Here is a 12,836-nt window from a genome sequence, read left to right as displayed (position 1 = left end):
GGGCGAGTCGGGATGGGCTACGGCCGCGCCTTGGCGACGCTCCGCAGATATGCGTACACCAGCACCCAGGGCGCGACCAGCATGACCAGCAGGAGCCAGCCGTCCGGGTCTCCGGAGGCGATGAGGAAGACGGCCAGCGCCCCGCCGCACACGACTGCGATGGTGGCGAGCGTGAAGTGGCGCTTGATCCGGGCCCGCTGCTCCATCGTCCGCCCGGGCCGGCTCACGGCCGTGTCTTGCGGTGGCGCACGATTCCCATTCCGATCGCCGGCCCGAGCAGGACCGCCGCGGGTGTGCCGAATGCCGCGGCGGGTGCTGCTCCGGTCAGCAGCATGACGGCGGCCATCACCGCGTAGAGGCCCCCGAAGGCCAGCACGAAGTTCCTCCACGGATGAACGCCGTGGGTGGCACGGGTGGCGTGGGACTCGTTGGACATTCCTCTTCCTTCCCGGGAGGGGTGGGGGCCGTGGTCCACGGCCCCCACCCCGTTCACTGGTTCACGAAAGCCAGGCCTCGACCAGGCCCGCCGTGTTGGCGCCGGCCGCCGCGCAGCCCGCGGTCGCGAGGAAGCCGGTCGCCGGTCCGACCGCCGCCTCGCAGGCCGCACCGACCACGACGCCGGCGGAGAGGCTGGCCGCGCCCTGCGCCGCTCCCGTCACGTCGCCGTTCGCCAGGTCGCGTCCGATGTCGATGACGTCGAGCGCGTCGCCCACGTAGCCGAGCCCGTCGGTGATGCTGCCGAAGCTCAGCAGGCCGCTGGGGTCGATGCGGTTGACGGGGTCGCCCTCGGCGTAGAGGTAGGGGTTCTTCTCCTGGCCGGAGGGGTCCTGCTGGGTGAAGCGGCCGATGTTGGGGTCGTAGTAGCGGGCCTGGAAGTGGTACAGGCCGGTGGGGTCCTGGTAGCCGCCGGCGAAGCGGTAGGGCTGGGCGACCTTCTCGGACGTCGCCGCCCGCTGGACGCCGCGGGGGCTGTAGGCATAGGTGTTGGCCTTGGCGCCGGCGCCGTCCACGAGGGCCACCACGCTGCCGAGCGCGTCGGTCAGGTAGTAGTAGGACGCGCCCCCGGTGGTCATGGAGTTGAGCGTGCCCCCCGGTTCCCGGTTGAATCCCATGTCGACTCCGCCGGTCGTCTTGGCGGACAGGCCGAGCGGCCCGTTGTGGAAGAAGGTGTCGCCCAGCTTGATGCGCTCGCTCTGGTCGGTCGAGCCGTACTGGCCGTCGTACACCTTGCCGCCCACGGTCAGCGAGGTGAGCTGCGAGTGGTCGGACCACGTGCCGGCGGTGCGGGTGCCTTCCGGGGTGGAGGCGCCCGCGGTCTCGTTGCCGGTCTTGTCGTAGGACCAGTTCGTCGTGGAACCGTCCTTCGCGGTGATCTGCTGCGCGTCGTTGAGGCTGTAGGTCGTGCCCCGCGGGCAGCCGGGGTCGACGCCCTGGGAGGTCAGGTTGCCCGCCTGGTCGTAGCAGTACTGCCAGGAGGAGTTGAGGGTGGCGCCCTTCTCCTCCTTCGCGTAGGAGAAGCGGCCGGCGCCGTCGTAGGTGTAGGTCGTCTTCAGACCCGTGACGGCGTCGGTGCTCGTACGGATCTTCCCTCCGTCCTTCGAGCCGTTGAGGTAGGAGTAGGACAGCTCGACCAGGGTGCCCTTCGAGGAGGTCGCCTTGATCTTCTGCGGCCGCCCCGCCTTGTCGGGGGTGACCTCCTGGACGGTTCCGCCGGGGTACACGGTCTTCTTGCGCAGGTCGTTCTCGTTGTACTCGTACGTCGTGGTCTTGCCGCTCGGGTCCTTCAGCTCCTTGAGCTTGTTGACCTCGTTCCACGTGTAGTCGGTGGTGCCGGCCGGGTCCTGGTAGTAGTCGACGTTGCCGGCCGGGGTGTAGGCCAGCTTCGTCTGCGAGCCGTTCTGGAGCGTGCGGACGGTCTCGCGGGACAGCGGGTCGAAGTCGTACTTCGTGACGCCCGTGCCGTCGGAGCGCTGCTTCAGGTTGCCGTCGCCGTCGTACACGTAGGTGACGGTGGCGTAGTTGGAGCTGTCGACCTTCTTGATCCGGTCGCGGTTGTCGTAGGTGTAGGTGATGGTGACGCCGCGGCCGTCCTGCGCGCTCGCCATCCGTCCGAGCTCGTCGTAGCGGTAGTTCGTGACGCCCAGCGGGGCGGGCGGGGTGACGCGGTCGAGGTTGCCCTTGGCGTCGTAGCGGAACGCCGTGGCGACGGACTTGGTGGCGCTCAGCCGTGTCGTCGCCTTGCAGCGCTGCCCCTCGAAGCCGCCGCACGTGGGCGTGGCCGGGTTGTAGTCGAAGGACTGGTTGCCGCCACCGGTGCCGGTGACCGCGACGGACTTGGTGTTGCCCGCCGTGTCGTAGGTGTAGTCCGTCTTCTCGTCGTCCGCGTTCGTCGAGGTCCTCGGCAGGTCGGTGCCGGCGACGGTCTGGTAGCCGGCCGTGGAGGTCGCGCCGGTCGGCAGCTTGGCCGAGGTCGGGTTGTTGCGGCTGTCCCAGCCGTAGTCCGTGACGTTCGCACCCGTCCCGCCGACGCCCATCGCATCGCTGGAGGTGTCCACGTTGTGGTTGGCGTCGAACGTCTTGGAGCGTTCGTGCCGGAGGGCGTCGGTGACCTTGGTGATGTCGCCGTCGGCGTTGTGCTCGTACGCGGTGGCGTGCTGCTCGGGGTCGGTGACCGTGGTCGTGCCGGCGTCGGAGGCGTCCGCGGCGCTGTAGGCGTACGTGTAGGTGGGGCCGGTGTGGCCCGGGCCGCTGGTGTTCGTGGCCCGCAGCATGGAGGTGACGCGGTTCTCGGCGTCGTAGGTGAAGGTGGTCACGCGCCCCTCGGGCGTGGTGATCTTCACCAGTCGGCGGGAGGAGTCGTAGCCGAACGCCGTGGCCTTGCCCTCGGTGTCCGTCGTCTTGGCGAGGTTGCCCGCCGGGTCGAGGTCGAAGACGGCTGTGCGGCCGGTGTGGTCCTTGGCCTGCCACTGGGACGGGTTCGTCTTGAGCAGGTCGACCGACCGGCCGGACCGGGTCTCGGTGAGCTTGAACCCCTTGTGCTCACCGCCCTCGTCGTGCTGGGTCACCGTGATGACCCCGTTGTTGCGGTCGGTGACCTTCGTCAGGGTGCCGTTGGCGTCGTAGGTGTCCTTGACCCCCGACTTGCGGTCGGTGAGCGTGTAGGTCCCGTCCGCGTTCCTCTTCAGGTCCTTCGAATAGCCCGCGGGCGTCGTGAAGGTGCCGTCTGCGTTCTTGGTGAAGGACAGCGTGTCACCCGTCGTGTCGTAGACCACGACCTCGCCGGTGAACACGTGCGCGTAGCGTTCGTACTCCTGCCACCAGCGCTGCGAGACCTTCCCGTACGGCGCGTCGAACGCGTTGTAGGTACGGGCGAGCCTGAGCTTCTGGCCGACGCCGGCGATCTCGAAGTCGGTGGCGGCGAGCATCAGGTTGCCGGTGGAGTGGTTGATCCGGGCCACGAGCGAGTCGGTGATCCGGAAGTCGGAGATCTGGTGCCAGGGCACCGCTCCCTGGTCCTTGGGGACGTAGACGAGCGGGGCCGCGGCACGGGCGGCCGTGCCGGGCTGCGCTGTCGCGGTCTCGGCGGTCGTGGAACGCGACCGACGCTGCTGCGCATGGCGCCAGTCGGCCTGTTCTGTGGACGGCTCGCCCTCCGCCTGGGCCTCGACGGGCCGGTTCGTCCCGACCTGCACCGGCGGGACGGGGAGGGCGGGGGCCTTCGCACCCCAGGCCGAGGACGGCGGCGCCGCCCCGTCGGCGGGGAGGGCAAGGGCCGGCATGGACGAGAGGCTCAATGCGGCCACCACCATGGCGGCGGTCAGGCCGTGCTCGATTCGGAAACGGGCTCGCCGAGAAGGCGCGCCGAAAACACGCGTGGTCATGCGCTTCCCCCCACAGGAAGTCATCACAGGGGCCCCATCGGCCGCTGGAGCTCCTTACGCTTCCACGGTCCAGCACCCGTTCCCGCTAACCAGTTCGATATCCCCGCCGGATTCGGCCAATCTGGAGCACGGCCCGCGGGGCGCCCGAGCCGCACCCGGCATGACATCGACTGCAAGATCGTCCGGCGGTGGCCGCTCGAAGGCGGCCGGAACCTTTCCCTGCACTTGATCGGCTGTTCGCTTGACGGCCGGGGTGCAGTGCCCTGTGAGGTGGCGGACCCGGCCGGGGACGCTACAGAGGCGGCGTACCGGGAAGCCGGACCGTGACGAGGAGGCCGCCGGCGGGACGGGGGACGAGGTCGAGGGTCCCCCCGTGGGCGCGGACGATGCTGTGCACGAGGGCGAGCCCGAGGCCCACGCCGACGTGCTCGTCGGTGTGTACGCGTTCCGTTCCGCGCCGGAAGGGTTCGGTGAGCGTCGGGACCAGTTCGGGCGGCACGATCCCCATCGGTCCCCTCGTCAGCAGGTCCCGACAGACACGTCGGAGCGAACATCATGAGCGGCCGGCGCACGACGGACGCGGCGCCCGCCACGCCGAGGACCGCCAGGGCCGAGGAGGACGATCCCGCACGTGCGGCGGTGCGGTGGCGGCAGGGGGGCAGCGTGGTTCATGCCCCCATGGGAGCCGCAGGACCGTTGCGGTGGCGTATGCGCTCTTCGATACGCCCGCGATACGCACAGTGGTCTGGAAGCATCCGCGGCGACTGCCCCGACCGCGAGCCCGGTAGGCACGGCCATCACGGCGACAACGGCCCGGCGAGGGCCGGTCCTGCACAGCAGGGGCGGCAGGATTCGAACCTGCGGCCTTCGGTTTTGGAGACCGGCGCTCTGACCAGCTGAGCTACACCCCTTCGGTGGCACAACCATGACATGGCGGGGCGCGGAGATCCACTCAATACGTCGATCAACCGGGTGGATTTCCCTCGCGGCACGAGCGCGGGCGGCCCCCGGGCCGGCGGGTGGGGCGGCGTTCCCGCCGGTCATGGCCATGTAGAGCAGCGTCGGCCCGCTCCGTCCGGTCCGGGCGGCGTCCGCGCATCGGGACAACGGGCAACGCGCGGCGCTCCGTTGCCTCCCCCTCCTCGTAGGGCTTCCGCGGACACCGAGTTTCGGCCGCCCCCTTGACCACCCTGGTCCAGACCAATAGTTTCCGGCATGCACCGCGCACGCGCTCATGCCCCACTCCCCGCATCCGCAAAGGAAGCCCATGCGCCGCAGCACGCTCGGCAGACTGGCCGTCGCCGCCTGTTCCCTCTCCCTGCTGACCGCCTTCGCGCCCGCCGCAGGGGCGCACGGCGACGACAGGACGGGCGGCCACGACCGCTCGTACAGGAAAGTCGGCTACTTCACCCAATGGGGCGTCTACGGACGGGACTTCCAGGTGCAGGATCTGGAGGCGAACGGCTCCGCCGGCAAGCTCACCCACATCAACTACGCCTTCGGCAACGTCAGCGCCGAGGGCAAGTGCTTCACCGGGAACGTGCCCGGGGAAGCCGACGCCTGGGCCGACTACGGCAGGCCCCTCGACGCGGCGAACTCCGTCGACGGCGTGGCCGACACCTGGGACCAGCCGCTCGCCGGCAACTTCAACCAGCTGCGTGAGCTCAAGGCGAAACACCCCGGCCTCAAGGTGCTGATCTCGCTGGGTGGTTGGAGCTGGTCGACGCACTTCTCTGACGCCGCGCTCACACCGGCCTCCCGCAAGGCCTTCGTCTCCTCCTGCATCGACCTCTACATCAAGGGCAACCTGCCGCAGGACGGCACCCGGGGCGGCGCGGGCGCGGCCGCGGGCCTGTTCGACGGGATCGACCTGGACTGGGAGTGGCCCGGGTCGGCCGGGGACGCCGACACGAAGTTCCGACCGGAGGACAAGCACAACTTCACGGAACTCGTCAGGGAGTTCCGCACCCAGCTCGACACGTACGCCAAGAGCGAGAAGCGAAAGTCGAAGTACGAGCTGACGGCCTTCGTCCCGACGGCGCCCGCCAAGATCGACGCGGGCTTCGACGTACGCCGCATCATGCGCGACTTCGACTTCGTGAACCTCCAGGGCTACGACTTCCACGTCTCCGGCGAGCCGACCACCGCCCAGCAGTCCGCCCTCTTCGCCCGAGACGACTTCAGCGTCGACGGCACCGTCGAGGCATGGAAGCGGCGCGGCGCGCCCGCGCACAAGTTGGTCGTGGGCATGCCCTTCTACGGGCAGGGCTGGACCGGGGTCTCCGGCGGCGCCGACGGCCTGGGCCAGCCGGCCACCGGCCCGGCGCCCGCCACCTGGGCCGCCGGGTACGAGGACTACAAGGTGCTGAAGAAGCTGGCCGACTCCGGGACCTACACGGTCCACCGCGACCGGCGCGGCGGCCACGCCTGGCTGTTCGACGGCACCACCCTGTGGACGTACGACGACCCGCAGGTGCTGCGTGCGAAGACCCGGTACGTCCGCGACGAGGGGCTGGGCGGTGCGATGTTCTGGTCCCTGGACGCGGACACCGCCGACGGCGAGCTGATGACCGCCGTCGACCGCGGTCTGCGGGGCCGCTGACCGGGCTCCCCCCGCGGGAGCCCCTGCCGACCGGCGCCGCCGGGCCGCGGACACCGATCCGGCCCGGCGGCGTCACACCATGTACGCTGCGGCGCCGCGACCCGCCCGGGGGTCGGGGCGGTGCGCCCGGTACGGTCGCCCGATGACCGCTGAAGCGACCCCCGCAGGACCGGCCACGGCAGGACCGGCTACCGCAGGACCGATCACCGCAGACTCCGCCGGCACCTGGCGGCTCGGGGACCTGACGGTCAACCGGATCGGCTTCGGCGCGATGCGCCTCACGCACCTCGCCGACGGCTCGCCGTCGGACCGCGAGCGCGTGACCGGAGTGCTGCGGCGGGCCGTCGAGCTCGGCGTCAACCACATCGACACCGCCGCCTTCTACTTCTCGCCGCTGCGCTCCGCCAACGAGCTGATCAACCGCGCGCTCGCCCCGTACGCCGACGAGCTCGTCATCACCACCAAGGTCGGTCCGGGCCGCGACGCGGCCGGGGAGTGGTGGTGGGCCGCACCCTCGGAGCTGCGCGGGCAGGTGGAGGAGAACCTGCGCCAACTGGGCCGCGACCACCTGGACGTGGTCAACCTCCGGGTGGAGCGCCGCGAGACGACCGGCTCGATCGCCGAGCACTTCGGGGCGCTCGCCGACCTGCGCACGGCCGGGCTCATCCGCCACCTGGGCATCTCCAACGCCCGGCCGGACCACCTCGCCGAGGCCCGGGCCATCGCACCGGTCGTGTGCGTGCAGAACCCGTACGGGATCGGCTCTCCGGCTGAGGACCACGCCTTCCTCGACGCGTGCCGGGAGCACGGCACCGCCTTCGTCCCCTTCTTCGCCGTCGCCGGAGCGGGCCGGGAGGCGGGGGTGGTCACCAAGGACAGCGCCGAGGTCCTCGCCGTGGCCGAGGCCCACGGCGTCTCCGTCGCGCAACTGCGCATCGCATGGACGCTGGCCCGGGGCCCGCACGTGCTCGCGATCCCCGGCACCGGCGATCCCCGCCACCTGGTCGAGAACGTCGCCGCGGGCGCGCTCCGCCTGTCGCCCGAGGAGGTCGCGCTGCTGGGCGCGGCGGACCCGGCCGACCGGTAGCGGCACCCGGCACGGGCCGCGGGCTACCGCGCCACCGGCCCCCTCCCCGCTCCCGTACCCGTACCCGCACGCGTGGCCGACGCGCCGCCGCCGCCCCGGTGCGCGGCGGCCAACGCCGCCGTCGCCGCGAAGGCGGGCACGTGCCCGGTGCCGCCGCGCCCCGAGACGGAGAGGGACGCGGCCGCCGTGCCGTACGCCACCGCGTCCTCGATGCGGTCGCCGAGGGCGATCCGGGCGGTGACGGTGCCGGTGAAGCAGTCCCCCGCACCGGTCGCGTCGACGGGCGCGGGGTTGACGGGGACCGGGTGGTACTCCGCCCCGGTGCCGTGGTCGAGCAGCAGCCGGCCCGCACCCGCGGTGACGGCCACCGCGCGGGTGCCGAGCGCACGGCAGCGGGCGGCGGCGGTCCGCGGGTCGGCGGTGTCCAGGAGGGCCAGTGCGTCGGCGGGGCAGGAGGCCTTGAGCAGCCCGGTCAGCGGGGCGATCCGGGCGAGGAGCTCCCTGGCCTCGGCCCGACCGGTCAACCGGGAGCGGTAGTTGGGATCGTACGAGAGGTGCCCGCCGGCCCCGTGCACGGTCCGGGCGGCGGCCAGCACCGCGTCCCGGCTCCCGGGCGACAGCGCGCCGGTGATCCCGCTGGTGATGAGGGCCTTCGATCCGGTGAGCAGGGTCCGCCAGGAGTCGACGTGGGCGGGCGAGAGGGTGGAACCGGCGCTGTCCGTGCGCCAGTAGACGAACTCGCGGTCGCCGTCGGTGTCGGCGCACAGCAGGTAGGCGCCGTTGGGGCGGGGCGCGCGGCGGACGTGGGAGACGTCCACGCCGAGGTCCGCAGCCCGGCGCAGGAGGGGGATGCTGAGCTCGTCGTCGCCGACGACGGCGAGCAGGGCGGTCCGGGCCCCCGCCGCCGCCGCGGCGGCGGCCGCGTTGAGGGCGTCCCCGGAGTAGGAGACGCGGGCCGGGGTGCCGTCGGCGGCAGAGCGCAGGGCGGTGTCGGTGTGGACCTCGACGAGGACCTCGCCGAGTACGAGGACGTCGTAGCCGCTCACGTCCGGCCCCGCGCGGTCGGCCCGTTCACGACCGGGGCCGCAGGGCCGCTCGCTGCCGGGACCACAGTGACGTCCGGGCCCACGGCGACGTCCGGGCCCGCGGTGGCCCCGGTGCCGGCCGGGTCCGGGGCGCCGAGTAGGCCCGGGTCCGGGGCGGCCTCGAACCGGACCGGGCGCGGAGCGGCCGTACCCACCGCGGCTGCGGAGTCGGCTGCCTGGCATCCGGGGCAACAGGGGACCGCCAACTCCCGAAAGACATCGGCCACTTCGCGGGGGTCGGCCGGCAGCCCGCTCCCGATGCCGACCGCGCCCGCTCCGGCGGCGAGCCAGGCGCGGACCTCGCCCGGCCGGATGCCGCCCGTGGGGATGATCAGGGCCCGCGGCAGCACGGCCTTGAGGGAACGGACGAACTCCGGTCCACCGACGTGGGCCGGGAACACCTTGGCGGCGCCGGCGGACCGGACCGCGGCGGCGATCTCGCCGGGGGTGAAGCCGCCTTCGATGAACACCGCGGCCCGGCGCCGGGCGACTTCCCGGACCTCGGGCGCCGGGTAGGGGGAGATCAGGAAGGCGGCCCCCGCGTCCAGAGCGGCTTCGGCCTGCGTGGTGGTGGTGACCGTGCCGACCCCCACGACGGCGGTGCGGCCGTGCGCGTCGCGGAGCGGGACGACCCGGCGGACGGCGTCGGCCCAGCCCGGCGTGGAGGTGGTCAGTTCGACCGCGCGGCAGCCCGCGGCGAGCAGGGCGGCGGTACGTCGGACGGCCTCTTCGGCGTCGGGGCTGCGCAGCACCGGCAGCAGTCGCTGGGCGGCTATCACCGCGTACGGGTGGCAGGACAAGGAACCCTCCCGTTCGTTCCACGTAGCGGAACGAGGTATCGTGTACCGGAACCATCTGGTCTGGACCCTACACAGGGCGGGAGTTGTCGTGTCAACGGAGGACCGCTCGGACGGCGTGCGCGGCGGGCGTACGTCCGCGGCCGGATCGGCGCTCGAGAAGTCGCTGCGCATCTTGGAGGCGGTGGCGGCCCCCGGCGGGCCGCACCGACTGGCCGAGGTGACGGCGGCGGCCGCGGTGCCGAAGTCGAGCACCTTCCGCATCCTGGCCTCGCTCGTCGAGCAGGGCTTCGTGCGCCAGGAGGGCGGGAGCCGCTACGGCGTGGGGCCGCGGCTGCGCGGACTGTCCGCCCTGGTGAGCGGCGGGGAGCCGACCGGCATCGAGCACGTCCTCGGCGAACTCCGCCGGGCCACGGGGCAGACGGTCCACCTCGCCCTGCACAGCGGGGAGACCATCACCTACATCCGGAAGCTGGAGAGCGACCAGCCCTTCCGCACGGCCTCCCGCGTCGGCATGGTCATGCCCCTGCACACGACCGCGATCGGCAAGAGCATCCTGGCCCACCTGCCCGACGAGGAGGTCCGGGACCTGATCGCCGCCACCGGGCTCCCGGCCCGGACCCCGCGCACGCTCACCACCGGCCGGGAGCTGCGCGCACAGTTGACCGAGGTCCGCGCCCGCGGCTTCGCCCTGGACGACGAGGAGAACGAGCCCACGATCCGCTGCGTCGGCGCCGCGGTGCTGGGCCCGAACGGCCGCCCGGTCGGCGGCGTCAGCGTCACCACCGTCACCTTCCTGGTCTCCCGCGAGGAGATCGAGGCGTACGCACCGGCCCTCCTCGCCGCTACGGAGGCGCTGGCCCCGCTGCTGTGACGCGGGCGCGGAGCTCGTGGAGGCGTCGCAGGTGGCGGTGGCCCGGCTCCAGGAACGGCGCCGCCTGCTCCAGTGCGAGGTCCAGCAGGGGCAGGGCGGCGGGCGGGCGGCCGGCGGCGATCAGCGCCTGCGCCCATTCCAGCCGGGTGTACAGCGTGTGCGGGTGCTCGGCGCCCAGGACGCGGGCACGGTCCGCGGCCAGCGCCTCCCAGGCCCGCACGGCCTCGGCGGTGCGCCCGGCCCGCGCCGCCGATGCCGCACGGACGGCCCGGACGGCCAGGGTGTGCGGGTCGGCGGGCCCGAGCCGGCGCTGCGTATCGACGAGGAGCGCGGTCACGTCCCGCTCCGCGACGTCCGGTTCGGCGGCGCCGTACCAGAGCAGACCGCGCCGCACGGCCAGCACCCGGGGGTGGTCCGCGCCGAGGACGGGCCGGGCCGCGTCCAGCAGGGACGCCAACTGCCGGGCCGCCGAGCGGGGATCACCGGCCTCGCCGGTGAAGTACGCCAGCTGGTGGCGGGCGTCCAGGGTGTCCGGGTGGCGGGGGCCGAGCACGGCCGCGCTGTCGGCCACGAGGGCGGCGAAGCGGACGGCCGCGGCCCAGGGGTGTCCTGACTCTCCTGTGAAGAAGGCCAGTTGGTGCCGGACCGCCAAGGTGTCCGGGTGGCGGGGACCGAGCCGCCGCTCGCTGCGCCGGGCCAGCGCGGCGAGGTCGGCCGCGGCCCGGCGGGGCCGGCCCGCGTCACCGACCGCGAGCGCCAGGGGCAGCTCCGCGGCCGTCACCCCGCCCCGCAGGGCCCGGGTGAGCGCCTGCACCGCCCGGACGGGCCTCCCTTCCTGCCGGGCGACGATGCCCAGGTCGTACGCGTCCCCCGGCTCGACGTGCGCCAGCAGGCCCCGCCACAGGTGATCGGGGACCGGAGGCAGTCCCGGCAGGTCCAGCAGGCAGCCGGCGGCGGTGTACCCCCGGTCGGGGCTCCCCGCCAGCAGCCCGCCCGCGGCTGCCGCCTCCTCGCAGGCCCAGGCCAGCGCCCGGGTGAAAGCCCGCTCCAGGCCCTCGGGACGAAGCCCTCCACCACCACCGCCGCCGGCCAGGTACGGCTGGTGCAGTGCGCGCAGCAGCGCGTGGTCGACGGGCCGGCGCAGGCCCGCTCGCCGGCAGTCCACCGCGGCGGCCACGACGGCGCCCCCGCGCGCACGCTCATCCGCCGGCCCCGGGACCGTCCCGTACGGACCCGCCGCCGCGTCGCCCGCCCCGCCGCGGCGCCGCCCCCGGCCCGGCTCCCCGCCCGGCGCGTACCGCCCCGGCACTCCCCCGCCCGGCGGATCACCGCTCCCAGCCCGGCCGCCCGGCAGCTCCCCACTCCACGCCCGCCCGTCCGAGACCTCACCGCCCCGCGGAGTCGCGCCCGGCACATCGCCGCCCCGCGGAGCAGAATCCGGCACAGCAGCGCCCGGCGAGGTCTCGGCCGGGGGGCGGGCGTGCGTCCAGCGGGTCCTCAGGCGTACCACCCCGGCCAGGACTTCGGCCACGCCGTACTCCCCCGCGGCCTCCAGCGCCGCCGCGAGCCGGGCGTCCTTCCGGGCGGCGGCGCGGCGGCGCTCCGCGGGTGACCAGTGCCGGGCGAGGGGGACCACCGCCGCGCGCCGCAGCAGTTCGTCCTGCGCCCGCCAGGAGCCCCGGTCGCTCCCGGTGAGCCGGCTCGCCTCCCGGGCCTGGTGGCGGCGGTACTCCGCGGCCCGCATCGTCGCGACCACCACCACGGCCTCGCCCAACCCGTCCAGGTGCGCGGTCGTCAGGCCGCCGGCCCCCAGGTAATCCTGCAGTCCGTCCAGCCACAGCACGGCGCGTCGGCTGCGCGCGGCGAGCCGTACGGCCTCGGACAGAGCCGCCCGGGACAACGGCCGGACGAAGGCGTGCCGGGGATGGCGGGAGCGCACCACCTCGTAGGCGAGCCGGGTCGCGCCCGCCGCGGCCTCCCCCACCACCAGCGCGAACCGGGGGCGCGGTCCTGCCAGGGCCGCGCGCAGCAGCGCGTCGGCGTCCCGCTCCACGTACCCGGGCGTTCCGCCCGGCCCCTCGGCCGGACGGACTCCGGCCTGCTCCGGGCCGTCCAGGTGCCGCAGCAGCGGGATGCGGCCGCCCGGAGTGCGCCACACGCCGGCCGGGCCCGGATCGACGGGGTCCCGCGCCGACCCCCGGCCGCGTCCCCCGGGATCATCCGGTCGTGCGCGCCGTGCGAACCGTGCCGACATGCCGCCCCCACCACGTACCGTGTCGCTTCGCCGTTGCCCACGCGTCCGTTCGCGTACCCAACGAACCTGGGACGGGCGGCAGTTCCCCGGGGCGCCGCCCGGCGTTCGTCGCCCGGCGGCAGCGCTCCGAGGAGATGGCGGAACGGGTGCGGAACGGGTGGTGGCGGGCACCGTTCCGGGGGATGCGATGCTGGCGTCCCTGAGGCGGCTCGCCCAAGCGGACGGCTCGGTTCGGCGGTACCCCGTGCCGGCCGTA

The 12,836-nt window shown here is 73.8% G+C and carries 9 protein-coding genes, 1 tRNA gene and 1 pseudogene; 3 read left to right on the top strand and 8 right to left on the bottom strand.

Annotated features, from left to right (window positions below; all coding sequences use genetic code 11):
* Window positions 1–17 precede the first annotated feature (17 nt).
* The 5 genes and pseudogenes from ACFWU6_RS02745 to ACFWU6_RS02725 all read right to left on the bottom strand — a co-directional run bounded on the left by ACFWU6_RS02745 (window position 18) and on the right by ACFWU6_RS02725 (window position 4,792).
* Window positions 18–227, bottom strand: a complete 210-nt coding sequence (locus tag ACFWU6_RS02745; RefSeq protein WP_383977872.1) for a hypothetical protein — start codon at window positions 225–227, stop codon at window positions 18–20.
* Complete coding sequence (locus tag ACFWU6_RS02740; RefSeq protein ID WP_383977869.1) at window positions 224–436, bottom strand: hypothetical protein; 213 nt, start codon at window positions 434–436, stop codon at window positions 224–226. The genes ACFWU6_RS02745 and ACFWU6_RS02740 overlap by 4 nt, the downstream gene beginning before the upstream one ends.
* Window positions 437–497: 61 nt before the next feature.
* Complete coding sequence (locus tag ACFWU6_RS02735; protein WP_383977866.1) at window positions 498–3,779, bottom strand: RHS repeat-associated core domain-containing protein; 3,282 nt, start codon at window positions 3,777–3,779, stop codon at window positions 498–500.
* Window positions 3,780–4,173: 394 nt separating this feature from the next.
* Window positions 4,174–4,380 (bottom strand): annotated as a pseudogene (locus ACFWU6_RS02730) (ATP-binding protein); the annotation flags it as partial.
* 338 nt (window positions 4,381–4,718) lie between these two features.
* Window positions 4,719–4,792 (bottom strand) — tRNA-Trp (locus ACFWU6_RS02725).
* A gap of 356 nt (window positions 4,793–5,148) precedes the next feature.
* On the opposite strand from ACFWU6_RS02725, the gene ACFWU6_RS02720 reads away from it, so the two are divergent.
* Window positions 5,149–6,483: a glycoside hydrolase family 18 protein gene (locus ACFWU6_RS02720; protein WP_383977863.1), complete on the top strand. Its 1,335-nt coding sequence runs from the start codon at window positions 5,149–5,151 to the stop codon at window positions 6,481–6,483.
* A 142-nt stretch (window positions 6,484–6,625) separates the two neighbouring features.
* Window positions 6,626–7,570: an aldo/keto reductase gene (locus ACFWU6_RS02715; protein WP_383977860.1), complete on the top strand. Its 945-nt coding sequence runs from the start codon at window positions 6,626–6,628 to the stop codon at window positions 7,568–7,570.
* A 23-nt stretch (window positions 7,571–7,593) separates the two neighbouring features.
* Here the strand turns inward: ACFWU6_RS02715 and ACFWU6_RS02710 are convergent, their stop codons facing one another.
* Window positions 7,594–8,616: a PfkB family carbohydrate kinase gene (locus ACFWU6_RS02710; RefSeq protein ID WP_383977857.1), complete on the bottom strand. Its 1,023-nt coding sequence runs from the start codon at window positions 8,614–8,616 to the stop codon at window positions 7,594–7,596.
* Window positions 8,613–9,455 (bottom strand): aldolase, encoded by an 843-nt coding sequence (locus ACFWU6_RS02705; RefSeq protein ID WP_383977854.1) that lies wholly within the window; start codon window positions 9,453–9,455, stop codon window positions 8,613–8,615. Before ACFWU6_RS02705 ends, ACFWU6_RS02710 begins: the two co-directional genes overlap by 4 nt.
* Window positions 9,456–9,543: 88 nt before the next feature.
* Here ACFWU6_RS02705 and ACFWU6_RS02700 point away from each other — a divergent pair, with 88 nt between their 5' ends.
* Window positions 9,544–10,326, top strand: a complete 783-nt coding sequence (locus ACFWU6_RS02700; RefSeq protein WP_383977851.1) for an IclR family transcriptional regulator — start codon at window positions 9,544–9,546, stop codon at window positions 10,324–10,326.
* Here ACFWU6_RS02700 and ACFWU6_RS02695 read toward each other — a convergent pair.
* Entirely contained in the window at window positions 10,298–12,484 is a 2,187-nt protein-coding gene (locus ACFWU6_RS02695) for a tetratricopeptide repeat protein (RefSeq protein WP_383977849.1), read from the bottom strand. The genes ACFWU6_RS02700 and ACFWU6_RS02695 overlap by 29 nt on opposite strands.
* Window positions 12,485–12,836 lie beyond the last annotated feature (352 nt).

The sequence above is a fragment of the Streptomyces sp. NPDC058674 genome, assembly GCF_042716505.1.
Taxonomy (GTDB): Bacteria; Actinomycetota; Actinomycetes; order Streptomycetales; family Streptomycetaceae; genus Streptomyces.
Note: the sequence above shows the minus strand (reverse complement) of the source record. Positions and strands in the feature narration are given on the sequence as shown.

Coding starts and splice junctions, on each gene's coding strand:
- ACFWU6_RS02740 (WP_383977869.1), bottom strand. CDS start 436: ATGTCCAACGAGTCCCACGCCACCCGTGCCACCCACGGCGTTCATCCG.
- ACFWU6_RS02735 (WP_383977866.1), bottom strand. CDS start 3,779: ATGCCGGCCCTTGCCCTCCCCGCCGACGGGGCGGCGCCGCCGTCCTCG.
- ACFWU6_RS02720 (WP_383977863.1), top strand. CDS start 5,149: ATGCGCCGCAGCACGCTCGGCAGACTGGCCGTCGCCGCCTGTTCCCTC.
- ACFWU6_RS02715 (WP_383977860.1), top strand. CDS start 6,626: ATGACCGCTGAAGCGACCCCCGCAGGACCGGCCACGGCAGGACCGGCT.